This window comes from Pseudomonas sp. FW305-3-2-15-C-LB1, assembly GCF_058787615.1.
Window position 1 is genome coordinate 602,656 of the sequence record NZ_JBYSZX010000002.1, and the last position, 23,401, is coordinate 626,056.

The 23,401-nt window shown below is 59.5% G+C and carries 23 protein-coding genes and 2 tRNA genes; 9 read left to right on the forward strand and 16 right to left on the reverse strand.

Annotation, left to right across the window (positions count from 1 at the left end; translation table 11 throughout):
- Positions 1 to 8 precede the first annotated feature (8 nt).
- Genes AC3WP7_RS06595 through AC3WP7_RS06605 form a run of 3 tightly spaced genes read right to left on the reverse strand, consistent with a single transcriptional unit; the run spans position 9 to position 2,356 of the window.
- Positions 9 to 1,355, reverse strand: coding sequence for an ATP-binding protein (locus AC3WP7_RS06595; RefSeq protein WP_092242512.1), 1,347 nt, complete (start codon positions 1,353 to 1,355; stop codon positions 9 to 11).
- Positions 1,352 to 2,029: a response regulator gene (locus AC3WP7_RS06600; protein ID WP_092242509.1), complete on the reverse strand. Its 678-nt coding sequence runs from the start codon at positions 2,027 to 2,029 to the stop codon at positions 1,352 to 1,354. The genes AC3WP7_RS06595 and AC3WP7_RS06600 overlap by 4 nt, the downstream gene beginning before the upstream one ends.
- Positions 2,030 to 2,047: 18 nt before the next feature.
- Entirely contained in the window at positions 2,048 to 2,356 is a 309-nt protein-coding gene (locus tag AC3WP7_RS06605) for a hypothetical protein (protein ID WP_102592255.1), read from the reverse strand.
- A gap of 135 nt (positions 2,357 to 2,491) precedes the next feature.
- On the opposite strand from AC3WP7_RS06605, the gene AC3WP7_RS06610 reads away from it, so the two are divergent.
- Positions 2,492 to 3,208, forward strand: coding sequence for a 4'-phosphopantetheinyl transferase family protein (locus tag AC3WP7_RS06610; RefSeq protein ID WP_093128146.1), 717 nt, complete (start codon positions 2,492 to 2,494; stop codon positions 3,206 to 3,208).
- 4 nt (positions 3,209 to 3,212) lie between these two features.
- Here the strand turns inward: AC3WP7_RS06610 and AC3WP7_RS06615 are convergent, their stop codons facing one another.
- Both AC3WP7_RS06615 and AC3WP7_RS06620 read right to left on the reverse strand, forming a co-directional pair.
- Positions 3,213 to 4,823 (reverse strand): ATP-binding protein, encoded by a 1,611-nt coding sequence (locus AC3WP7_RS06615; RefSeq protein ID WP_092242500.1) that lies wholly within the window; start codon positions 4,821 to 4,823, stop codon positions 3,213 to 3,215.
- A complete protein-coding gene (locus AC3WP7_RS06620) occupies positions 4,820 to 5,545 on the reverse strand; it encodes a response regulator (RefSeq protein ID WP_092242497.1) in 726 nt (241 codons plus the stop codon). The genes AC3WP7_RS06615 and AC3WP7_RS06620 overlap by 4 nt, the downstream gene beginning before the upstream one ends.
- A gap of 553 nt (positions 5,546 to 6,098) precedes the next feature.
- On the opposite strand from AC3WP7_RS06620, the gene AC3WP7_RS06625 reads away from it, so the two are divergent.
- Positions 6,099 to 8,996, forward strand: coding sequence for a ribonucleoside-diphosphate reductase subunit alpha (locus AC3WP7_RS06625; RefSeq protein ID WP_071490518.1), 2,898 nt, complete (start codon positions 6,099 to 6,101; stop codon positions 8,994 to 8,996).
- 98 nt (positions 8,997 to 9,094) lie between these two features.
- Here the strand turns inward: AC3WP7_RS06625 and AC3WP7_RS06630 are convergent, their stop codons facing one another.
- The 7 genes from AC3WP7_RS06630 to AC3WP7_RS06660 all read right to left on the reverse strand — a co-directional run bounded on the left by AC3WP7_RS06630 (position 9,095) and on the right by AC3WP7_RS06660 (position 15,360).
- Entirely contained in the window at positions 9,095 to 10,150 is a 1,056-nt protein-coding gene (locus tag AC3WP7_RS06630; RefSeq protein ID WP_092242493.1) for a hypothetical protein, read from the reverse strand.
- Between the two features lie 160 nt (positions 10,151 to 10,310).
- Positions 10,311 to 11,621: a flagellar hook protein FlgE gene (gene flgE / locus AC3WP7_RS06635; RefSeq protein WP_092242490.1), complete on the reverse strand. Its 1,311-nt coding sequence runs from the start codon at positions 11,619 to 11,621 to the stop codon at positions 10,311 to 10,313.
- A gap of 31 nt (positions 11,622 to 11,652) precedes the next feature.
- Entirely contained in the window at positions 11,653 to 12,378 is a 726-nt protein-coding gene (gene flgD, locus AC3WP7_RS06640; RefSeq protein WP_058427492.1) for a flagellar hook assembly protein FlgD, read from the reverse strand.
- A 16-nt stretch (positions 12,379 to 12,394) separates the two neighbouring features.
- Positions 12,395 to 12,838 (reverse strand): flagellar basal body rod protein FlgC, encoded by a 444-nt coding sequence (flgC, locus tag AC3WP7_RS06645; protein WP_058427493.1) that lies wholly within the window; start codon positions 12,836 to 12,838, stop codon positions 12,395 to 12,397.
- A gap of 3 nt (positions 12,839 to 12,841) precedes the next feature.
- Positions 12,842 to 13,249: a flagellar basal body rod protein FlgB gene (gene flgB / locus AC3WP7_RS06650; protein ID WP_010208346.1), complete on the reverse strand. Its 408-nt coding sequence runs from the start codon at positions 13,247 to 13,249 to the stop codon at positions 12,842 to 12,844.
- 308 nt (positions 13,250 to 13,557) lie between these two features.
- Positions 13,558 to 14,385, reverse strand: a complete 828-nt coding sequence (gene cheR, locus AC3WP7_RS06655; protein WP_027607785.1) for a protein-glutamate O-methyltransferase CheR — start codon at positions 14,383 to 14,385, stop codon at positions 13,558 to 13,560.
- 42 nt (positions 14,386 to 14,427) lie between these two features.
- Entirely contained in the window at positions 14,428 to 15,360 is a 933-nt protein-coding gene (locus AC3WP7_RS06660; RefSeq protein WP_071490521.1) for a chemotaxis protein CheV, read from the reverse strand.
- Positions 15,361 to 15,454: 94 nt separating this feature from the next.
- Between AC3WP7_RS06660 and flgA the strand changes: the two genes are divergently transcribed.
- From flgA to AC3WP7_RS06680, 4 genes are all read left to right on the forward strand, one after another.
- Positions 15,455 to 16,219, forward strand: a complete 765-nt coding sequence (gene flgA / locus AC3WP7_RS06665; protein WP_058427495.1) for a flagellar basal body P-ring formation chaperone FlgA — start codon at positions 15,455 to 15,457, stop codon at positions 16,217 to 16,219.
- 141 nt (positions 16,220 to 16,360) lie between these two features.
- The gene (gene flgM / locus AC3WP7_RS06670; protein WP_071490522.1) at positions 16,361 to 16,684 is read left to right on the forward strand and encodes a flagellar biosynthesis anti-sigma factor FlgM; all 324 of its coding nucleotides are present in this window, start codon (positions 16,361 to 16,363) and stop codon (positions 16,682 to 16,684) included.
- A 48-nt stretch (positions 16,685 to 16,732) separates the two neighbouring features.
- Positions 16,733 to 17,203 carry a flagella synthesis protein FlgN gene (locus AC3WP7_RS06675; protein WP_071490523.1) on the forward strand — a complete coding sequence of 157 codons (471 nt, stop codon included), beginning with the start codon at positions 16,733 to 16,735 and terminating at the stop codon, positions 17,201 to 17,203.
- Between the two features lie 96 nt (positions 17,204 to 17,299).
- Positions 17,300 to 18,049: a flagellar brake protein gene (locus tag AC3WP7_RS06680; RefSeq protein ID WP_092242483.1), complete on the forward strand. Its 750-nt coding sequence runs from the start codon at positions 17,300 to 17,302 to the stop codon at positions 18,047 to 18,049.
- Between the two features lie 62 nt (positions 18,050 to 18,111).
- On the opposite strand, the gene AC3WP7_RS06685 is transcribed toward AC3WP7_RS06680, so the two are convergent.
- Positions 18,112 to 19,491 (reverse strand): MFS transporter, encoded by a 1,380-nt coding sequence (locus AC3WP7_RS06685; protein ID WP_071490525.1) that lies wholly within the window; start codon positions 19,489 to 19,491, stop codon positions 18,112 to 18,114.
- A gap of 269 nt (positions 19,492 to 19,760) precedes the next feature.
- Positions 19,761 to 19,837 (reverse strand) — tRNA-Arg (locus tag AC3WP7_RS06690).
- 327 nt (positions 19,838 to 20,164) lie between these two features.
- On the opposite strand from AC3WP7_RS06690, the gene AC3WP7_RS06695 reads away from it, so the two are divergent.
- The 3 genes from AC3WP7_RS06695 (at position 20,165) to AC3WP7_RS06705 (ending at position 21,292) form a co-directional block, all read left to right on the forward strand.
- On the forward strand, positions 20,165 to 20,392 hold the full coding sequence (locus AC3WP7_RS06695) for a hypothetical protein (RefSeq protein WP_093514549.1): 228 nt from the start codon (positions 20,165 to 20,167) through the stop codon (positions 20,390 to 20,392).
- An 11-nt stretch (positions 20,393 to 20,403) separates the two neighbouring features.
- A complete protein-coding gene (locus AC3WP7_RS06700; RefSeq protein WP_093128194.1) occupies positions 20,404 to 20,583 on the forward strand; it encodes a PA3371 family protein in 180 nt (59 codons plus the stop codon).
- A 382-nt stretch (positions 20,584 to 20,965) separates the two neighbouring features.
- The gene (locus tag AC3WP7_RS06705) at positions 20,966 to 21,292 is read left to right on the forward strand and encodes an Arc family DNA-binding protein (protein WP_003175643.1); all 327 of its coding nucleotides are present in this window, start codon (positions 20,966 to 20,968) and stop codon (positions 21,290 to 21,292) included.
- A 101-nt stretch (positions 21,293 to 21,393) separates the two neighbouring features.
- On the opposite strand, the gene mgtE is transcribed toward AC3WP7_RS06705, so the two are convergent.
- Entirely contained in the window at positions 21,394 to 22,836 is a 1,443-nt protein-coding gene (gene mgtE / locus AC3WP7_RS06710; RefSeq protein ID WP_092242473.1) for a magnesium transporter, read from the reverse strand.
- 340 nt (positions 22,837 to 23,176) lie between these two features.
- Positions 23,177 to 23,253: transfer RNA gene (locus tag AC3WP7_RS06715), tRNA-Arg, on the reverse strand.
- Positions 23,254 to 23,401 lie beyond the last annotated feature (148 nt).

The window sequence follows — 23,401 nt, forward strand, 5'->3', positions numbered from 1 at the left end:
CCTAAAGATCACAAAGCCGGGAAGTGAATCCTGAAGGCGGCGCCACCCAACGGCGAATCGCCCAGGGTCAACCGCGCACCGTAGCTCTCGATGATGTCCTTGACCACCGCCAACCCAATCCCCTGCCCCGGGTGCTGACGGTCCAGCCGTTCACCCCGCTGCAGAATCCTGGCACGCTGATCCGGCGGCACGCCAGGCCCGTCATCCTCAATACACAGCTCGGTGCCTTCCAGGCTTTCCACCAGGCTGATGCGCACTTCGCTCAAGCACAGGCGGTAGGCGTTTTCCAGCAGGTTGCCGAGCAGCTCCAACAAGGCGCCCTTCTCGATTGGCACATCACACTCTTCCGGCAGGTCAAAGGACACGCTGACGCGCTTGTCGCGATAGACCTTGCCCAGCGTATCGCACAGGCTTTGCAGCACCGGCTCCAGGCGCACCTGGTGGCGCACCAGGCCGCTTTTGCGCAGGCTGGCGCGCTGCAACTGGTAGCTGATCTGCTGGCTCATGCGCTCGATCTGCGACTGCAGCACCCGGGCCTGCTCGCGATCTTCCGGACGCTGGGCCATTTCTTCGCTCACTCCCTGCAACACCGCGAGCGGGGTTTTCAGGCTGTGGGCCAAATCGTCGAGGGAATCGCGGTAGCGCGCACGTTGCTCACGCTCGCTGTGCAGCAAGCGGTTGAGGGAGCCGGTCAGGCGCAGCAATTCGCGGGGGTGTTGTTCGGAGAGGCTCTCACGGGTGCCGCCTTCGATCTGGTCGAGCTCCTGACTCAGCCGGCGCAGGGCTTGCAGGCCCCAGGTCAGGCCAAGCCACAGTAAGGTCAACAACACCAGCAAGGCTGCGCCGAAGCCCAGGTAGAGATTTTCGCGCAAGCCTTCCAGGGTCAACTGGTATTCGCGCACCGGTTGCAGGGCCACGATACTGAAGGCGGCGCTCTTGCCGCCCAGCAGCCTGACCTCGACGTCATACACGAAGAATTCCTGGCCGTTGGCCTCGCGAATCCGCGCAAACTCGTTACCGCGCCCGTCGTAGCGTGGCTTGTAGTTGATGTTTTCTTCTTTGGTCGCCCGCGAACGCCACACCAGGTGGCCTTCGCGGTCGTAGATATAGCCGAGCAGGCGGCTGTCAGTGAGGTTGAAGCGTTCGTCGGGCAACTGCGCCGGCATCAGCAGACGGTTGTTTTCGACCCGCGCGGCAGAGATCAAGGTGGTGACGTCCGACGCCAGGCGCTGCTCGATGGAGTCCTGCAACGCCAGGCTGAACGCCCCCTGCATGGCCGGCAACAGGCCGAGCATGAACAGCACGGCCAAGGTCGCGGCCGCCAGCATCAAGCGCACGCGTAGCGAGCGAATCAACGGCAGCGCTCATTGAACAGATAGCCCAGGCCACGCACCGTGTCGATCGGCTTGAACCCGGCCGGGCCTTCCAGCTTGCGACGCAGGCGACCGACCAGCACCTCGATGACATTCGGATCACGCTCGTCGTCATCGGGGTAGAGCTGTTCCATCAAGCGGTCTTTGGCGACCACTTGTTGGTGATGGCGCATCAGGTATTCAAGGATCCGATATTCGTAGGCGGTCAACGCCAGCGGCTGCTCTTCGAGCGACGCCTGCTTGCGATTGAGGTCCAGCAACAAGGGACCAGCAACAATAGTCGACTGGGTAAAGCCACTGGAGCGGCGCAGCAAAGCGTTCATCCGCGCCTCCAGCTCTTCGAACTGGAACGGTTTGACCACGTAGTCGTCAGCGCCCGCGGCCAGGCCTTCGACCTTGTCCTGCCAATTACCGCGGGCGGTGAGGATCAGGATCGGAAAGGTCTTGGCCTGGGCACGCAGTTGGCGGATCAGGTCCAGGCCGCCCATGCCGGGCAGACCCAGGTCGATGATCGCCAGGTCATGGTTGAACTGGCCAGTCTGGTACAGGGCTTCTTCGGCATTGGCCACGGCCTCGACCACATGCCCGCTGTCGGTCAGGCGGGTAAACAGGTGATGGCGCAGCAGCGCCTCATCTTCCACCACCAGCAATTTCATAAGGCTCTCCAAGGCAATTCAACTGTCCGACAGAGGGATATCATAGCGGCCCTGCAGGTCTTGCGGGCGCAGTTTTATGCCATTGAACTGGCCGGTCAGGTGTTCATAACCGGCGCGATAGCCCGGCTGCGGGGTTACAAGGCTCAGGGACTGGCCCCAGGGCGTGGGTTGGCTGCCCGCTTCTTCGAAGCTGACACGCTGGATCAAGGTACTGGATTTCTTGGTTTTCTCACCGCCGAATGCGGCGAAGGCGCCATCGGATGCCTGGACCCCAGCGGTGGCACTGAGCATGGTTAACGCCAACATCAGCTGTTTGATCGCAGTCATGGTGTCACCTCTATGCGTTTGGCTGTATGCCCCAGACTACGCAGGCGCCCCTGAACTCCCCCTGAACAGGCTCTGAACCTCACCTGAACCGCAGTGGGCTATCCTCACGCCCCTCAACTCGGCAAAATACCGACCATGAATCCCTTGCCCGCTTGCTGCACCCCACTCGACGCCCATTGGCCGCTGCCCGAACCGTTGCCCGGCACGGTGTTTCTCAGCACGCGCTTTGACCCGGCCCTGCTCACGGCCGGCGATTTCCAGCGCTGTGCCGTGCCGCCACCGGCGAGCATCCAGCGCTCGGTAGCCAAGCGTCAGGCCGAGTTCCTCGCCGGCCGCTTGTGCGCCCGTGCCGCCCTGCAACAGCTAGATCACCTGGACTGCATCCCCGCGATCGGCGAAGACCGCGCACCGGTGTGGCCCGCGCCTATCAGCGGCTCCATCACCCATAGCACCGGGCATGCCGCCGCGATTGTCGGGCACAAGGCGCAATGGCGCGGGTTGGGGATGGACCTGGAGAATGTGCTGAGCCTCGAGCGGGCCGAGCGGTTGGCGGGGGAAATCCTGACGGCTGATGAATTACTGCGCATGGCCGCCTTGCCAAGGGAAAGGATCGCCCTGTTGGTGACGCTGACGTTCTCCGCCAAGGAGAGCCTGTTCAAGGCGCTCTACCCCATTGTGCAGAAGCGTTTCTACTTTGAGCATGCCGAGTTGCTGGAATGGTCGGAGGGCGGGCATCTGCGGCTGAGACTGCTGACGGACCTGTCCGAAGAGTGGTGCCATGGCAAGGAATTGGTGGGCCAGTTTGCGGTGGATGATGGGCAGTTGTTGAGCCTGGTCGCAGTCAGCGCCTGATCCATCAGGGTTTATCCTGATCCCTGGGCCAACTCAAGCTGAAACACGCGCCGCCCAGATTATTGCTCTTGCTGATCAACGCCCGCCCGCCGTGCCAATAGATAATCCGCCTCACAATCGACAACCCCAGGCCATGCCCGCCCGAGGCACGGGTGCGACTGTCGTCCAGGCGCAGAAAGGGCGTGAAGATGCGCTCCCAGGCGCTTTCCGGCACGCCGGGGCCGTCGTCTTCCACGTCGATGCGGCAGCGCACCTGGCCCACCTGATAACTGATCAACACCTGGCCTTGGGCGTGGCGCATGGCATTGCTCACCAGGTTCTGCAGGGCACGGTGCAGGTAACGCGGTTCGGCGTCGACCCAGGCGTCGTCCCAATGCGCCGAAGACAAGCAAATCCCTCGGGCCACAGTCACTTGCGGACGCAGTGGCGATAATTCGCCGATCACCTGATCAAGCAGCGCATCAAGGTCGACCCGCTGGAAATTCAGCTCCGGCGAGCCTTGTTCCAGGCGCGCGTAAGTGAGCATTTCATCCACCAGGCCATCGAGGTCCTGGATGTCGCTGTCCATGCCTTCCAGGTATTTACGCCGAGCCTCGACGGTAGTGGCGTCGCCAACCATCTCCAGGCCGAAACGCAGGCGTGCCACCGGCGTGCGCAACTCGTGGGACACCGCGCGCACCAACTCGCGCTGGATCGCCAGCAGTTGTTGCAAATGCTCGGCCATGCCATTGAACGCCGCCGCCAGCCGCCCCACCGAATCAGCACCACGGGCCGGCACGCGGACTTCCAGGTTGCCCTTGGCGATGCGGGTGGCGGCGGCCTCCAGGCCGCGCAGCCGACGCTCAAGCTGGCGCACCAACAGATAGACGATCAGCCCGATCAGGGTCAGGCCGATCAAGGCGATCAGGATCAGCCATTGCGCCGGGTAAGGGTTCATCTGATACAACGGGCCGATCTCCAGCACCCACGGCGTACCGACCATGCCGGCAAACACGCGGATCGAATCGCCGCCCTTGCCCAGGGCCATCACCGTGTCGCCTTCCGAAACCCGACGACGCTGGTCTTCATCCATATCGGCCTGGTCGAGTGGCATCAGGTGCATATCAAAGCCAAAGCCCTTGGCTTCCTTTATATCTGCCAGGCGCTGCGGCTGTTCGGCCACCGGAAAGCGCACCAGCTCATCGGCCAGCAGGTAGATAGTCGCGCGGGCCAGTTGTTCGCTGATCTGCTGAACCTCGCCTGTAAGAACAAGCTGCTCCTGTTCGCTGACCAAACGCAGCACCCGCGCGGCATGCGGCCCGGTCTGCTCCACCAGCACCTGGCCGCGTTGCAGGCGATTGCGCTGGCTCAAGTCCAGTTGCGCATCGGCCAGCGGGCGCAACTCCAGCGGAATCCCCAGCAAACGCTCCCACACCGCCAGGGCGCGCTGGCGCTCGATGGCGCTCATGGGTTGCAGGTTGTCACCCATCAAGGCGAAGGTGCCATGGGCCAGGCGCTCGCGGTACTGGCCGCTGCGCACCTCGTTGAGCAGGTGCAGGGCCAGCACGCCGAGCAGCGCCACCAGGATCAGCGCCGCGCACATGCCGCCGTATATGCGCAGGAAGATCGAGTTCACAGCGGCATGTCGGCGGCGGCTTCGGGGACGAACAGGTAGCCTTTGCTGCGAATGGTCTTGATCAGGCGCGGGTGGATCGGGTCGTCACCTATCTTGGGGCGTATGCGAGAGATACGCACGTCGATGGAGCGATCCTGACCGTCGTAGCCGATGCCGCGCAGGGCAATGAAGATTTCTTCGCGGGAAAGAATGCGCCCGGCATTCGCCACCAGCAGCCACAGCAGGTCGAACTCGGCGCTGGTCAGTTCGATGCCCTCATTATTCAGCCAGGCCTCGCGCAGGGCGTTGTCCACCACCAGAGGGCCGAATTGCAGGCGGCGCTGGTTCTCCACGGCGGCTGGCTCCGTCGCTTCGCTGCGCCGCAGCAGGGCCTGGATGCGCGCCAGCAACAGGCGCGGGCGCACGGGCTTGCACACATAATCGTCGGCGCCCATGTCCAGGCCCAGCACCTGGTCCATATCGTCGGTGCGCGCGGTGAGCATCAGGATCACGCCGTCATAGCGCTCACGCACCTTGCGGCAGATGCTCAGGCCGTCTTCGCCGGGCAGCATCAGGTCGAGGATCACCAGGTCGGGCTGTTCGGCGATGATCCGCGCCGCCGCCAGGGCGCCATCGCCTTCCACAGAGACCCGCAGGCCGTTGCCCTCCAGGTACTCCCGGGTCAATTCGGCCAGTCGCTGGTCATCTTCGACTATCAATACCTGCCAGGCTTCTTGCTCCACGGGTGACCTCAATGTCTGTCATAAAAGGCGGGCATGATGTGGGTCGCTTCTTAGCCCGAGGCAGGCGATTGTAGCCATGGGCCAGCCCTCAAACACAAGCCGGGAAATCCATTCGGTGATCAGGTTTTTTTGTGATAGGGTTCGCGCCCTTCGAAAATGGGCTGCTTGTTTTGAGGCCGAAACATTTAATGACAAACGGCGTAATCCAGCAGCAATGCGGCCTACACGGCTGTTCTACCTTTCTTACACATTTTACTCACAGCGTTATCCACAGGTTACTGCGTTGCTAACCCCTCGAAAACGCATTATCTTGTACCTCGGCACTACAGAAGACCCTACATGTGGGGTTTTCGAAGAAATCGCCCAACCACACAAGTGGCTCGAAATTCAAGCGTTTTATTGCTAGCGCAGCATGGAACCAACCGATTTTCAGTAGACCAAACCGCTCACGCGGATGGCAGCTGTTTCCCATCCCCGATATGGAAAACGGTACGGGTGTTGCAGGAAGAGCCTGGCACTCGCAATCAAATATAGAACGTGGAGACAACCCCCCATGCAAACCGACACAACTCGCGAGAACCCGCAAGGCTCCGTGCCGCAGGCCGCTGATTCGAACCTGGATCTGTCCGCCACCGCACCTGGCCAACTGCGTGTGATCAAGCGTAACGGCACTGTCGTTCCTTACACCGATGACAAAATCACCGTCGCCATCACCAAAGCGTTTCTTGCAGTTGAAGGCGGCACCGCTGCCGCTTCGTCGCGCATCCACGACACCGTTGCCCGCCTGACCGAACAGGTCACCGCGACCTTCAAGCGTCGCATGCCGTCGGGCGGCACCATCCACATCGAAGAAATCCAGGACCAGGTCGAACTGGCCCTGATGCGTGCCGGCGAGCAGAAAGTCGCCCGCGACTACGTGATCTACCGTGATTCGCGTGCCAAGGAACGTGCGGTACGCTCCCCGGCCGAAGAAGCCGCCGTGCAAGCGCATCCGTCGATCCGTATCACCCTGGCCGACGGCAGCTTTGCACCGCTGGACCTGGGCCGCCTGAACACCATCATCACCGAGGCCTGCGAAGGCCTGGAAGAAGTCGACGGTGACCTGATCCAGCGCGAAACCCTGAAGAACCTGTACGACGGCGTGGCCCTGACCGACGTCAACACCGCCCTGGTGATGACCGCCCGCACCCTGGTTGAACGTGAGCCGAACTACTCGTTCGTGACCGCGCGCCTGCTGATGGACACCCTGCGTGCCGAAGGCCTGGGCTTCCTGAAAGTCGCCGACAGCGCCACCCACCACGAGATGGCTGACCTGTACGCCAAGGCCCTGCCGGCCTACATCGCCAAGGGTATCGAATTCGAATTGCTGAACCCGGTCCTGGCCACCTTCGACCTGGAAAAACTCGGCAAGGCGATCAACCACGAGCGTGACCAGCAGTTCACCTACCTGGGCCTGCAGACCCTGTACGACCGTTACTTCATCCACAAGGACGGTATCCGCTTCGAACTGCCGCAAGTGTTCTTCATGCGCGTGGCCATGGGCCTGGCGATCGAAGAGAAGCAGAAAGAAGACCGTGCCATCGAGTTCTACAACCTGCTGTCGTCCTTCGACTACATGTCGTCGACCCCGACCCTGTTCAACGCCGGCACCCTGCGTCCACAGCTGTCCAGCTGCTACCTGACCACCGTGCCAGATGACCTGTCGGGCATCTACCATGCGATCCACGACAACGCCATGCTGTCCAAATTCGCCGGCGGCCTGGGCAACGACTGGACCCCGGTGCGTGCATTGGGTTCGTACATCAAGGGCACCAACGGCAAGTCCCAGGGCGTCGTGCCGTTCCTGAAAGTGGTGAACGACACCGCCGTCGCCGTAAACCAGGGTGGCAAGCGCAAAGGCGCGGTGTGTGCCTACCTGGAAACCTGGCACATGGACATTGAAGAGTTCATCGAGCTGCGCAAGAACACCGGTGATGACCGTCGTCGTACCCACGACATGAACACCGCCAACTGGATCCCTGACCTGTTCATGAAGCGTGTCTTCGATGACGGCAAGTGGACCCTGTTCTCGCCATCCGAAGTCCCGGACCTGCACGACCTGACCGGCAAAGCCTTCGAAGAGCGCTACGAGTACTACGAAGCCCTCACCGAGTACCCAGGCAAGGTCAAGCTGTTCAAGACCATCCAGGCCAAAGACCTGTGGCGCAAAATGCTGTCCATGCTGTTTGAAACCGGCCACCCATGGCTGACCTTCAAAGACCCGTGCAACCTGCGCAGCCCGCAGCAGCACGTGGGCGTGGTCCACAGCTCGAACCTGTGCACCGAGATCACCTTGAACACCAACAAGGACGAGATCGCCGTTTGCAACCTGGGTTCGATCAACCTGCCGAACCACATCGTCAACGGCAAGCTGGACACCGCCAAGCTGGAACGCACCGTCAACACCGCTGTTCGCATGCTCGATAACGTCATCGACATCAACTACTACTCGGTGCCACAGGCGCAGAACTCCAACTTCAAGCACCGTCCGGTCGGCCTCGGCATCATGGGCTTCCAGGACGCGCTGTACCTGCAGCACATTCCTTACGGTTCGGATGCAGCGGTCGAGTTCGCCGACAAGTCCATGGAAGCGGTGAGCTACTACGCGATCCAGGCGTCCTGCGACCTGGCCGACGAGCGCGGCGCCTACGAGACGTTCCAGGGTTCGCTGTGGTCCAAGGGCATCCTGCCGCTGGATTCGCAACAGATCCTGATCGAAGCCCGTGGCCAGAAGTACATCGACGTCGACCTGAACGAATCCCTGGACTGGGCGCCGGTACGTGCCCGTGTGCAGAAAGGCATTCGTAACTCCAACATCATGGCTATCGCACCGACCGCCACCATCGCCAACATCACCGGCGTGTCGCAGTCGATCGAACCGACCTACCAGAACCTGTATGTGAAATCGAACCTCTCGGGCGAATTCACCGTGATCAACCCGTACCTGGTTCGCGACCTCAAGGCCCGCGGCCTGTGGGACTCGGTCATGATCAACGACCTGAAGTACTACGACGGTTCCGTGCAACAGATCGAGCGCATCCCGCAAGAACTCAAAGAGCTCTACGCGACCGCCTTCGAAGTAGACACCAAGTGGATCGTTGACGCGGCCAGCCGTCGCCAGAAGTGGATCGACCAGGCTCAGTCGCTGAACCTGTACATCGCCGGCGCATCGGGCAAGAAGCTGGACGTGACCTACCGCATGGCCTGGTACCGTGGCCTGAAAACCACTTACTACCTCCGTGCCCTGGCCGCGACCAGCACCGAGAAGTCGACCATCAACACCGGTAAGCTGAACGCTGTTTCCAGCGGCGGCAACCACGGTGATGATTCGGTGCTTGCTGCGCCAGCCGGCCCGGCGCCAGTGCCAAAAGCCTGCGCGATTGACGAGCCGGATTGCGAAGCTTGCCAGTAAGCTGAGCCTGCCTTGGGTTTAACCCAAGGTTGAAAGCCCCCGATAGACCTTTGGTGTATCGGGGGCTTTCTTTTGCCCGGAAACAAAGCGTATTCGACCTAAAACAACACGGTCGCTATACCCGACCGAGGCGCGCCACCGCGCCGGCCCCACAACTCGACCCGGCCGTTGATCACCGCCATCGAATGGTTGCCGTACTCCACCGTCCCCACTTTGCTGCTTCTCAAATCAGCGTCTGTCGCCGGCCTGTAATGGCCTCTCAAGCCCAAACGGTCCAGCCCTTCACGCGCGAACTCACCATCATTGAGGCTGTTCATTGCCGCCTGGAAACTGCGTCCGGCCCAACCGTCGTTGTTTTCTATCTGCGCCCGCTTGGCACTCGCGGCATACATGAAATTGGCGTCCGTCATCATCGCCGGATCATCGCCCCTGAAGCGCGCGTGAGTAGCAGCCTGTCTCAACTCATCTTTGGTCAAGGAAAGCTTGAAACCGTCTCGCATCATCACTTCATAGCCGTTGCTCGTTTCCTTAACCTCCTTGAACACATCGGTAGGTTTCTGGCCGAACTGCATCATTGCGGCTTTTATCGCCGAAACGGTGATGCAGTTTCCATCCGGCCCCTGACTGAAGCCGCTCCAGATATTGTCCGGTTTTCTACCTGGGTCACTGTTGTCTGGTTTGTAATTGAAATAGTTAGCCCCCTCGGTAATGGGCTTGTTGCTCATGGCTTCGGAGGGGCCAAAGTCTTGCGGATTGACTCTAACGCCGCCTGCGCCGCGCGGAGAAGGTGCCTGTGAGGGAGGCGCGGGAGGACGCTCATCGGGAAACAGGCCCGGAAACATTGCCTTCAACCACTCCCACCAGGCGTCAGTCCTGTCTTTCTTCAGCTCCTCGAGGATCTCCTTGAATTTCTCATCGCCAAGTTCTTCTCGTATTTTATTGAGCTTGTCACGCAGATCCCGAACGGTCTGGTTCTTCGACGTTTTCTCGGCATCTTCAAGTTCCTTGAGCAACTGACTGATCGTTTGCTTATTGGAGCCTGTGTCTTGCGCTGCACTCTGCGAACGGCTCACATCTACCGGGTAATACCGATCCCAGGCCACACTATGACGCGCACCTCCAGCCTCTTGGGCAGATGCCGACGACCCCCACATACCTAGCGCTCCCCCTATGATCCAAAATGTCTTACGTCTGGATAAGTGGAAAGAACGGAGTGATCGGTTCCTATTGGAAAGATCGGGATATAGAACTGCACGCAAAAAAAAGCCCCTCTCTCGAGGGGCTTTCCTGGGCTGGAACGTCAGGTCTACAGCATCACGTCATCTGAATGATGGTCTGCATGATGGTGCTCTGGGTGGAGATGGTCTTGGCGTTCGCCTGGTAGTTGCTCTGGGCCTTGATCAGGTCCACCAGCTCGTTGGTCAGGTTGACGTTGGAGTTCTCCAGGGAGTTGGCCACGATCGAACCCAGGGTACCGGCTTGCGGGGTGTCGTAACCCGGCTGGCCGGAGGCGAAGGTCTCTCTCCAGGTAGTACCGCCGGCTGGCTGCAGGCCCTGCTCGTTGTTGAAGCTGGCCAGGGAGATCTGGCCGATGGCCTTGCTCTGCTGGTTGCTGAACGTGGCGAACAACACGCCGCTGCCGTCGATTTTCAGCCCGGTGATCTGGCCGGTGGCGTAGCCATCGGTGACCGGTGGGTTGCGGTAGGTGGCCGAGTTGTACTGGGTGATGTTGGCCATGTTGACGGCGATACCTGTTGGGTTCGCATCCGCACCGTTGGCCTTCCACACACCATTGGTCACGGTGCCAGGAACCCAACCGGTAATGGTCAGGGTCTTATCGGAGACACCACCGGTGACCACACTGGTGAGCTTGCCGGCGCCGTCAAAGGTCAAGGTCGATGGCACAGGTGGAGTCGATGGGGTGCCGGTTGGCGCCGAACCGTCGGGGTTGCGACCATCGATCAGGGTATAGGCATTCCACTTGTTACCGTCGGTTTTCACCAGGTATTGCACCATCGGGTGCGCGTTGCCCTGGGAGTCGTACAAGGTGGTGCTGTACTGGGTGGTAAAGGTGCTGGTGTCGTTCGGGTTGAACGGCTTGGCCACCTGGTCGATCACCGGCTCCGAGGAGTTCAGGTTACTGGTGGAATCCACTTTGGTGGAGGCCTTGGGCGGCAGGTTCGACAGGTTCAGTTGCAGGTCGGTCAGGCCGCCCTTGATGATCTTGCCATCCGCATCTGCCGCGTAGCCTTGCAGGCGCGAAGTGCCGGTGTTGTTGGTGATGTAGCCGTCTTTGTCGGCACGAAAGGCACCGCTGCGGGTGTACTCCAGCGAACCGTCGCTGCCCTTCTGCACGAAGAAGCCGCCACCCTGGATCGCCATGTCCAGGATACCGCCGCTGCCGTTGACGTCACCCTGGGTGAACTGCTGCGACACGGCCGCCAGGTTCACACCGTTGCCGATGCTGTTCTGGCCGGTGCCCAGCTTGGACGCGGCGTAGATGTCGGCGAATTCCGCACGGGACGACTTGAAGCCAGTGGTCGCGACGTTGGCGATGTTGTTGCCGGTCACGTCCAGTTGTTTGTTGGCCGCATAGAGGCCGCTAAGGCCGATGTTAAAAGACATGTTTCTCTCCCTCTGCCGTATTTAGCCGGCTCTATGTACCGATAGTCTGAATTTGCGACAGCTTGACGCTGCCCATGCCGCCCGCCAGGTTCAGCAGCATTTCGCCGCCGGTCTTGCTCAGGGTCACGCTCGTTACCGTCGCGGGCAGCGAAGTGGCCAGGGCAACGGAGTCACCCTTGTCGTTCTTGGTGGTGGCGTTGAAGGTGTAGGTGCCCGCCGGGGCAACCTCGCCCTTGTCGTTCTTGCCATCCCAGATGAAGTTCTGGGTGCCGGCGCTCTGGGCCCCCATGTCGATGGTGCGCACCACGTTGCCGTCTTTGTCGGTGATCTTGACGGAGACGTTGCCCACCGCCGAGGTCACCGCCACCGAACCGGTCATGCTCTTGCTCGTATCCACCATGGCCTTGTCGGTCTGGATGATGATCGAGCGCCCGACCAGCGACGAGGCCTGCAACGCCTGCGACGAGCTGAAGTTGGTGGAGATCGCATTCACCGAGTCGTTCAGGGTGTTGATGCCTTCCAGGCTGCTGAACTGCGCCAGTTGCGCCACGAACGCGCCGTTGTCTTGCGGCGACAGCGGGTTCTGGTTTTTCAGTTGGGTTACCAGCAGTTGCAGGAACGCATCCTTGCCCAACGCCTGCTTGCCCGTCGCCTTATTGGCGGCGTCGCTGACGCTGCTGTTGTCCTGGGCGTTCTTGACCTTGGAGTTGAACAGGTCCTGGACCGGCGTGTTGTTTGATGTATCAACGATGGCCATTATTTGGCGCCCCTTATCACTGACCCAGGGTCAGGACCTTCTGCATCATGGTTTTGGCGGTGTTCATCATTTCCGCATTGGTCTGGAACGAGCGGCTGGCGGAAATCATGTCAGCCATTTCCTCGACCACGTTGACATTGGGGTAGTAGACATAACCCTTTTCGTTCGCGGCGGGATGGTTGGGTTCGTAGCGCGCTTCAAGGTTGCTCTGGTCTTCAACCACACCGAGCACCTGCACGCCGGAGCCGGCGGCACCCTGGTCCTGGAACAGCGAATCACTGCCACCGTTCTGGCCAGCCTGGAACATGGTGGCGAACACCGGGTGACGGGCGCGGTAGGTCTGGTCAATGCTCGAAGACACGGTCTCGGCGTTGGCGATGTTACTGGCGACGGTGTTCAAACGCGTGGTCTGCGCGCTCATGCCACTGCCGGCAATATTGAAAACACTGGACAGAGACATGGCTTACTCTCCACGCAGGGCTGACATCAGCCCTTTGAATTTGCTGTTGAGCAGGGTAAAGCTGGCTTGGAAGTTCACCGAGTTCTCGGCGTAGGCCGATTGCTCCAACTGGGCGTCGACGGTGTTCTGGTCGATCGACGGCTGCATCGGCGTGCGATACAGCAACGACTCGTCGCCATTGCTCAAGCCTTGCGCTTCGATATGACGGCTGTTGGTCATGTTCAAGGCGAAGGTGCCGTTCTTGGTCTTGTCTTGCTGTGCGGCGAGCACGGCGGAGAAGTCCAGGTCCCGAGCCTTGTAGTTCGGGGTGTCGGCGTTGGCAATGTTGTTGGCCAGGACTTCGGCACGCTGGGCGCGGAAGCCCAGGGCTTGTTCGTGGATACCGAGCGCTTTATCGAAGCTGATGCTCATGGCGGAAACCTTCAAGGGCTGACCTGCTTTTCGTTACCAGGGTTATAGCAAGGTGCATGCCAACCTGGCGAAGGCCCGTATATCAAGGGTTCTGGAGGAGGTTGCCAGCGGCAATGCCAGAAAAGCGGCAAGCGGTTTCCGCGTGGCGCCAGTAAAGCGGCAATGAGGGTTGCCGCTTTACTTGGGTTTGCCGCAAAACAAATGTGGGAGGGGGCTTGCCCCGATGGCAGCGGTTCAGTTGATACATCGATCACTGACACACCGGCATCGGGGGCAAGCCCCCTCCCACATTTTTTACCGCGTCAGCCTTACTTGGCCTGGTAGATGATCCCCGGGCTGCACTGCACCATCTGGAAATGGTCCGGCAGACCGTTCAGCGCCTCAGAAGCGCCAAGGAACAGATAACCACCGCGCTTGAGCGTGCCGTGGATGCGCAACAGGATGTCTTTCTTCACTTCGGCCGAGAAGTAGATCAGCACGTTGCGGCAGAACACCATGTCGAACTTGCCCAGGCTGGCATAGCTGTCGAGCAGGTTGAAGGAGCGGAACTCCACACGGTTCTTGATCGGCGCCTTGACCGCCCAGCGTCCCGCCCCTTTCGGGTCGAAGTAACGCTGCAGGCGTTCCTGGGACAAACCACGCCCCAGGGCCAGGCTGTCGTACTCGCCGGTCTTGCAGTTGGTGAGCATTGTGCCGGACAGGTCGGTGGCCACGATTTGCGCCCCGGCCTTCAACTGGCCCATGTTGGTCCGCTCGAACTCATCGATGGACATCGAAATAGAGTACGGCTCCTGCCCCGAGGAACAGGCGGCCGACCAGATGCGCAGGCGCTGGCCCGGGCTGGCCTTGATGGCCTCCGGCAGCACTTTGCTCTTGAGCACTTCAAACGGGTAGGTATCGCGAAACCACAGGGTTTCGTTGGTGGTCATGGCATCGACCACCATCTCCTTGAGCCCGCTGCGCGGCTGGCCCTGGATGCGCTGGACCAGCTCACCCAACGACTTGATACCCTGCTGCTCCATCAGTTTGTTGAGACGGCTGGATACCAGGTACTGCTTGTTTTCACCGAGCAATATGCCACAGGCTTTTTCCAGGAAGACCCGGAACTGTTCAAAATCCAAATTACCTGTAGACACTGATACCGCCTCTAAAATCGTATGACCGCCAAGGGAAACACCTTAGCTGTGATCTGCTGCCTTGATCCGGTCGACAACCCGGGATGCCAGGTCATCAGGACGGAATTTGGCCAAAAAGTCATCGGCACCGACCTTCTTGACCATCGCCTGGTTGAATACACCCGACAACGAAGTATGCAGGATGATATGCAATTTTTGCATGCGTGGATCGTTGCGGATCTCGGCCGTGAGGGTATAGCCGTCCATTTCCGGCATCTCGATGTCGGAGATCATCATCAAGAATTCTTCCTCCGGCTTCTTGCCGTCGTCCACCAGCTTGCGCAGGTAGTCCAACGCCTGGCGACCATCATTGAGGGCGACCACTTCAACCCCGACGGTTTGCAGGCAACGGGTCACCTGCTTGCGCGCCACGGACGAGTCGTCCACCGTGAGCACGCGCAGTGAGACTGCCTTGTGCGCGGTTTCGGCGTCCACCACACCCACGGAGATCGACTCAGAGGTAGGCGCCACTTCGGCGAGGATTTTCTCGACGTCGATGATTTCCACCAGCTGGTTGTCGACCCGCGTCACCGCCGTTAGGTAGTGATCGCGACCGGTGCCCTTGGGTGGCGGATGGATCTCTTCCCAGTTCATGTTGACGATGCGCTCCACCGAGCGCACCAGGAAACCCTGGGTCTTGGTGTTGTACTCGGTAATGATCACGAACGGGTTTTCGCGGTCCTGCAACCCGGCGGAACCGGTGGCCAGGGCCAGATCAAGAATCGGGATCGTCGCGCCACGTATGTTGGCAACGCCACACACCACCGGGCTGGACTTGGGCATGATCGTCAGCTTGGGGCATTGCAGCACTTCCCGCACCTTGAACACGTTGATGCCATACAACTGCTTGCCATCCAGGCGAAAAAGCAACAACTCCAGGCGATTCTGCCCCACCAGCTGTGTGCGCTGGTTTACTGAATCCATTACTCCTGCCATGCCTTGACTCCCACGCTAAAACCTTCGGCCATACCTATAAGGGCAGTGACGCGCACCCAACACTAAACGGCACGAGCTTTGCTATTTATTGGTCATGGATATTAAAACGACAGTTTCCCGACGCCTCCACCTGACACGGTATTGCAGACTGCTCTGCGCGCCGCTGGCACTGCTTGCCTTGGGCCTGGGCGCCACGGCCCGCGCAGATAACGTCACCTTGCCTGATCTACTTATCGGCGTCACCCAGGGCTTTCTTGAGTTCACTGTAGAAGATTATCTGGCGACCACACAGACGCCGGGGCGTTACGAAATCCAGGTCAACCAGTTGGACCCGCGCCTGCGCATGCCAATGTGCGACAAGGAATTGACAGCCACCCTGGAAAGCCCCGCCCAGCCCATCGGACGTGTAACGGTCAAGGTGCGTTGCGACGGCGCCTCGCCCTGGACGGTGTTCGTGCCCGCTCAGGTCAAATTATTCCGCGATGTGGTGGTGGTTGCCCGTCCACTTAAACGCACGGGCATTATCGGTTTCGAGGACGTGGTGTTGCGCGAGCGCGATATCAGCATGATCAGCCAGGGCTACCTGACCTCCCTCGACCAGGCCGTCGGGCAGAAACTGACCCGACCAGTGGTCACCGATCAGGTCATCACCCTGGTGCATCTGGAGCAGGCCGAGGTGATTCGCAAAGGCGACCAGGTAGTGATTTCCGCCAGCAGTGGCGCGCTGCAGGTCAAAATGCCGGGGGAGGCCTTGTCCAACGGCGGCATGAGCGAACAGATCCGCGTGAAGAATCTCAACTCCAACCGGGTGATCAAGGCGCGGGTCACGGCCCCCGGCCAAGTGGAGGTGGCTTTATAGACCACTGGTATCAGACGCCAGCTTTTCCTACACTGTCGGTTGGATGCCGGCCTGTGCAGTTTATTGTCATTCGAGCCTAAAGTTTGTCCAGATATGGCCGAAAACATGGCAAGCGTCCAAATACCCAGAGGTTTTTTGATCATGGTCATCGATTTCAGCCGTTTGAATAACACCCCGACGACGTCGGCCCCTACGCGCACTGCCGGCACCAAGGACAGCGTAGAAGCCAAGGCCCAGCCAGTGCCCGTCAAGGCAGAACAGGCCAGCGCCAGCCAGAGCGGGGAATCCGTACACCTGAGCAATGAGGCTCAACAGTTGCAGAAGGTCACTGACTCGCTGCGCGATCAACCGGTGGTCAATAAAGCCCGTGTGGCCGAATTGAAACAGGCAATCGCCGATGGCAGCTATAAAGTCGACAGCAACCGTGTAGCCAGCAAGCTGCTTAATTTCGAAGCCGAGCGCTAGGCAAAGGCCTGCGCCGGGCTTTTGGACGCTTAAACCCCAAGGCCAGCCATGCATCACGACGAAACCCTGCTTCAACTGATCATTGATGATCTAGCACCGACGCAATTGCTGCTCGAGCTGCTCAGGGAAGAATCCCTGGCCCTTTACGGCCGGGACATGCCCTTGCTGGAAGAAATTCTGGCGCGCAAGCAATCGCTGATTGTCCTGCTGGAACAGCACGGCAAAAAACGCAGCGAGATCCTCGTCAGCCTGGGCCTGCCGGCCGACCATGATGGGCTCGCGCAGCTGGCCAGCCACTCCTCGGTCGGCGATCAACTACTGGCCCAGAGCAAAGCACTCAACCAATTGCTCACCCAGTGCCAGGAAGCCAACCAGCTCAACGGTCAGTCGATCCAGCTTCAGCAAGCCACGACCGCCAACCAGTTGCGTATACTTCACGGCGGAGAGCCTCCAGCGCTTTACAACGCTCAGGGTTCCACCTCGCGCCTGGTCAAGCCAAGCACCCGCAGCCAAGCCTGACGCCGGTTTACAGCGCGGCCTATCCAAGGCGCGCCACATACTGGCAGAATGCCTGCTCTTGCGTGTAGTCGTATTTTGTCTGGAGATGGAAGAACCGTGTTCAACGCCCTTAATGCGGAAGATGCCCCGCAGCCACCCAAGGTCCTCACCACGCCTCTGGAAATCGCCAGTACCTTGCGCATGCTGCAAGAAAGCCATGACCCGCTGATCATCACCTTCCATGAACGCAGCCAGCGCTTTCAGAGCTACTTGGTAGACGTCAATCGGGACAGCGGCACGTTGGCCCTGGATGAAATGATTCCTCGCGATGGCGAACGCCACCTCGAAAACGGCGAACCCTTCCGTATCGAAGGTTTCCACGACGGCGTGCGTGTCGCCTGGGAAAGCAATGGCAACCTGAACATCAGCGAAAAGGACGGCCACCGCATCTACACCGGTAGCCTGCCCAGCGAAGTGGTCTATCACCAGCGTCGCAATGCCTTTCGCGCAGCCTTGAAACTGGCGCAACTGGTGAACATCGAGCTGGGTGGCGAGAAGCTCAAGGCCCCGGTCAGCGGCAAGCTGCTGGATATTTCCGCCACAGGTTGCAAATTGCGCTTCGAAGGAGACATCTCCGAGCGCCTGCAACTGGGCCAGGTCTACGACCGCTTTATCGCCGCCCTGCCCTTTGGCAGCATGACCACTTCGGTCGAACTGCGTTACCTGCATTTCGAAGAAAAGATCAACACCACGTTTGCCGGCGTGCGCTTCCACAATATGAGTGGTTTGGTGCAGCGCCAGGTCGAGCGCTTTGTGTACCAACTGCAACGCGAAGCACGGCGTTTCGACAAAGACGACGATTTTTAAACTCAAAGATCGCAGCAAAAAAACGGGCAGCCCCTGATGGGATCTGCCCGTTTTTTTTGCATTCAGGGGCGCGCCCTGCTCAAGTCGTGAGGATGCTCGTCCGGGCCCGGTGGCTCAGGCGGCCCCTCAAAAAGCGGCTCGTCGACCGGCGTGACCGTTTCCGGCTCGGGTTCCGGCGTGGCGGTTTGCATTTGCTCCTGCACCACCGCCTCGTCCACCCGCGGATCGAGGCAGGCGACCAACGGCGAGCTGGACATGCTGTCGGGCATCGCCACGTGATGCAACGGCGCGTCATCCACCTGATGCAGGTTAGTCACGGCTTTCGGCCGAATCCGCCACACCAGGATCAGCGCACACAGGCTGAAAAACGCATACAGCATGTGACTGCCAAACATCTTCATCACCACACCGGCCAGCAACGGCCCGATGCTCGCGCCGACACCGTAGGTCACCAGCAGCATGGCGGTAAGCGAGACACGACGGTCGCCTTCCACATGATCGTTGGAGAACGCCACCGCCAGCGGGTACAAACAGAACTGCACCAGGGAACACAAGAAGCCCGCCACGAACAGCACTTCAAGTGGCACTTTGGTCAGTATCGCCAGCGGTAGCGCCGCCACCGCCAGGCACAGGGCAAAGCAACGAATCAGCAGCGCGCGATCATAGCGGTCCGACAACCAGCCCAACGGCCACTGCACCAACAGGCCGGCAAAAATACAGCTACCCATGAACAGACCCACCTGCTCGGTAGTAAGGCCTTGCTGGGAGGCATAAAGCGGCGCCAGGCCGTAGAACGAGCCCACGATCACCCCTGCGCCCAGCACGGTACTCAACGACTGCGGCACGCGCTTTATGAAGAAGCGTGGCTCCATCGGCGCCGGATGCAGGGGCGCCGGGTGAATACGGCGAGTCATGGCCACCGGCACCAGGCACAGCGCAAAGCACAGCGCGACCAGCATCAGCAATTCGAGGCCGAGCTGAGGGTGCATGACCAGGATCAACTGGCCGAGCACCAGCCCCAGGTAGGACGCGATCATATAGCCGCTGAACACCACGCCGCGCTGCTTGGCGTCGGCCTGTTCATTGAGCCAGCTCTCGATGACCATGTACTGGCACATCATCCCCAGGCCCACGATGATCCGCAGCACGATCCAGGCTGGCAGCCAGTCGACCAGGCCATGGCCCAGCACCGCCGCGCCGACAATGCCGGCGCAGGTTGCATAAGCACGTATATGCCCGACCCGGGCGATCAGACGGTGGCCGATCTTGCCGCCCAGCACCAGGCCGAAATAGTTGGCCGCCATCAGCGCACCGACCCACAGGCTGTCCACCTGGTCGGCCGCCAGGCGCAAGGCCAGGTAGGTACTGAGCAGGCCGGAGCCGATCAGCATCATCAAGGAGGCGAAATAAAGGGCTCGAAAAGATTTCCAGATCTGGCGCATCGGCGTTCCGAGCGGCTCCTTGCAGTGAGAGACAGGGCTATCGGCATGATAGTCCGGGGTGGCCGGGTCCGGACAGGCGGTATGCGCTGTTTCCGGGGGATTATTTGCTACAAGACTCAGACGCAGTCCGGCTGCTCGTGGGATACACGAATCGCTATAAATACACGATGCCAGTGGTGTGAACCTAGAACCCTGGCAAGGTTCGACCCATCTTCGGAAAACGCCCACAAAAAAGCCCCGCCAGACGAATCTGTACGAGGCCTCGAATCTGGTGTCCCAGGGCCGGTTCGAACGGCCAACCTTCCCCTTAGGAGGGGGATGCTCTATCCAATTGAGCTACTGGGACAAATGACAGGCGCCGCGCCTGGCAAGCGGCGACGGACGGCGTGCATGTTAACGGCCAGGGTAGGTTTTGTCATGTCGTCCGTAGGCTTTTTGAGTGTAGGCCGATACTTGCCGGGTGGACCGTGTCTTGACCCCGTCGATACAGGCGCAAGAACCGCATCGTGCAAAATGCACTCCCGCGAAATGCCATCATTGCAAATTGCAACCTGAAAGTCTCTCAAATCAGACTTAAGCCTCTGATTTTATTGAAATAATACATTGGCATGACACCTGCAATACTTCTCCTACAAACCCTAACAAACCACGGCGTTAAGCGGAGAACATAATCATGAACAGTGCCCTTCTGTTAGCCCTCAACACCGTAGCCCTGGCGGCACTGCTCATGTTCCATTTTCAATCGAGCAACAGTCACGACCCCGCGCAGATCACCCAGGCCGTCCCTCATCACTTGCAACAACGTCCGCAACTGGCGGTGATGGCACCGAACGTGCAATCGCCCATACGCCTGACCCAGGATACCCAAGTGGCACCTGCATCTGAACACTGGGTATTCTGAGGAAGCCCCTGATGACCAAATATGCCTGGCTATTCCTTTGCCTGACCGTTGTCACAGCGGTTCTAGGCTTGGGTGAAGACTCTCAAGACGGCGCCACCACCGCTTTCATCGCCTGTGGTGTATTCGCCACTCTCTTGTTGCTGACGCTCATCGTGGGTCGTCGTATCAAATTCGACCCCGTCCTGCGCTGATCCCCGCCACGCCCGACCTTATGTCGCCTGGTCCTCGCATATCGGCAAATTGCCACTAGTCTTAAAACCAAGGGCAAAAGGCCACTTTGCTATAGCATGTACGGCCTGAAACCCTGTGGTGGCCTGGGCTTGCGGAAGTTCCCCCGTGGATTCACACGGTGAAAAATTTTCCAACCAGTCCGCAAAAATGTAAATGAGTGCTGGCATAAAGCCTTTAGGCAGTTCAATATTTGTCACAGAATTGACGCCAAGGAACTGTCAAATCTGAGGCATGATGCGGCCTCTTTGCAATTCAGGTTGAACTTTGGTCGTGAGCCTTGTCTTAACACTCATCTTGCGGCCAATTCCAAAAACCGCTCCCCTGAACTAACCGGTTAAATATATGCGCCCATTGAAACAGGCAATTTATTCCAGCCGTACGGCTGACAAGTTCGTCGTACGTCTGCCAGACGGAATGCGTGAACGCATTGCCGAGGTGGCTCGCAATCATCACCGCAGCATGAACTCCGAAATCATCGCTCGCCTGGAACAAAGCCTCATTCAGGAAGGTGCGCTGGGCGACGAGTTGAGCATGCGCCTGGACAGCCCAGAGCTGTCGTTGCACGAACGCGAACTGCTGCAGCGTTTTCGTCAACTCTCCCACCGCCAGCAAAATGCTCTCGTTTCGCTTATCGCGCACGACGTTGAGGCGGCCGCAGAAGCCAATTGATCCGCAACTGAAAGCCGAAGCCAGCCAAGTGCTGGCTTTTTTTGCCTGGGATTTGGGAAGATAATGCAAAGCGGGGGCAGATGTGCCCCCGCAGGATGGAGTCAGAGCAGGAAAATCGTTGCCAAGCCCAGGAAGATGAAGAAACCGCCGCTGTCGGTCATGGCCGTGATCATCACGCTGGCACCCATGGCGGGGTCGCGCCCAAGGCGAGCCAGGGTCATCGGGATCAATACCCCCATCAACGCCGCCAGTAAGAGGTTGAGAGTCATCGCAGCCGTCATCACCACACCGAGCGACCAACTGCCATACAGCAAGTAAGCCACCACACCGATCACCCCACCCCACACCAGGCCATTGATCAGGCCCACCGCCAACTCTTTGCGCAGCAGGCGCGACGAGTTGGCCGTACTGACCTGATCCAGCGCCATGGCGCGCACAATCATGGTAATCGTCTGGTTACCCGAGTTTCCGCCGATCCCGGCCACAATCGGCATCAGCGCTGCAAGCGCCACCAACTTCTCGATCGACCCTTCGAACAAGCCGATAACCCGCGACGCGATAAAGGCTGTGATCAGGTTAATGGCCAACCACGCCCAACGGTTATGCAGCGAGCGCCAAACCGAGGCAAAGATGTCTTCCTCTTCACGCAGACCCGCCATGTTGAGGACTTCGGTCTCGCTTTCTTCACGAATCAAGTCGACGATTTCATCGATGGTCAGACGACCGATCAGCTTGCCGTTCTTGTCGACGACCGGCGCCGAGATCAGGTCATAGCGCTCGAATGCCTGGGCTGCTTCATAGGCATCCTCGTCCGGATGAAAGCTCACGGTGTCACTGGCCATCAGGTCGGCAACTTTCTTCTCCGGATCATTCACCAGCAGGCGCTTGATCGGCAGCACACCCTTGAGAATGCCTTCGTAATCCACCACGAACAATTTGTCGGTGTGACCTGGCAGCTCTTTGAGTCGGCGCAGGTAACGCAGGACCACTTCCAGGCTGACGTCTTCGCGGATGGTGACCATCTCGAAGTCCATCAGGGCGCCGACCTGGTCCTCGTCATAGGAAAGCGCGGAGCGCACACGCTCACGCTGCTGAGTGTCCAACGCTTCCATGAGCTCATGGACAACATCACGAGGCAGCTCAGGGGCAAGGTCAGCCAGTTCGTCGGCGTCCATCTCCTTGGCTGCAGCCAGGAGCTCATGATCGTCCATGTCGGCGATCAGGGTTTCACGAACCGAGTCGGATACTTCGAGGAGGATGTCGCCGTCGCGGTCGGCCTTGACCAACTGCCATAGGGTCAGTCGATCATCCAGCGGCAAGGCTTCGAGAATATAGGCGACGTCGGCGGAGTGCAGGTCGTCAAGCTTGCGCTGCAACTCGACGAGGTTTTGCCGGTGAACCAGGTTTTCAACCAGGTTGTTATTCGGGCCATCCTGGCGGTGCGTAAGGTCTTCGACCACGCGCTGGCGCTGCAGTAGCTCGATGACTTGAGCCAGGCGATCCTGCAGGCTTTCTTGCGTTTTCTTTACTTCTACTTCGGTCATAGGCGAACTCCACTCCCAGCAGCGGGGCACGCCGGAAGGATCAATCAGTCAATTCATGATTGGTAAAACGGGGTACTGAGTAACTACTGGGTAAGTCCATGGAGGTATTCCACAAGCCCCGGCGGGGCTGACGGGCGCAATGATACACCGCCCGGCCACTTTAAACGTCAAAAAACTGGAAAGAACAAGCGCTTGCGAGCCAAAGCTGAGCAAAGGCCGCATCTATGAACTGCGACGACGCAGCGGATGAGGAAAACACATGAAAGCGAGGGAAAAAGAAGAAATCCCACACAAACCCCAGACGGCAAAAAGCCCGCACTAGGCGGGCTTTTTGTTTGTATGGTGCACTCGACAGGATTCGAACCTGTGACCGCTCGGTTCGTAGCCGAGTACTCTATCCAGCTGAGCTACGAGTGCAGATTGTGTTTTTAGACCAGATCACAACTGGCTGTAACCGAATCACCTGCATGACTGCAACTGACTCTTAAATGGTGCACTCGACAGGATTCGAACCTGTGACCGCTCGGTTCGTAGCCGAGTACTCTATCCAGCTGAGCTACGAGTG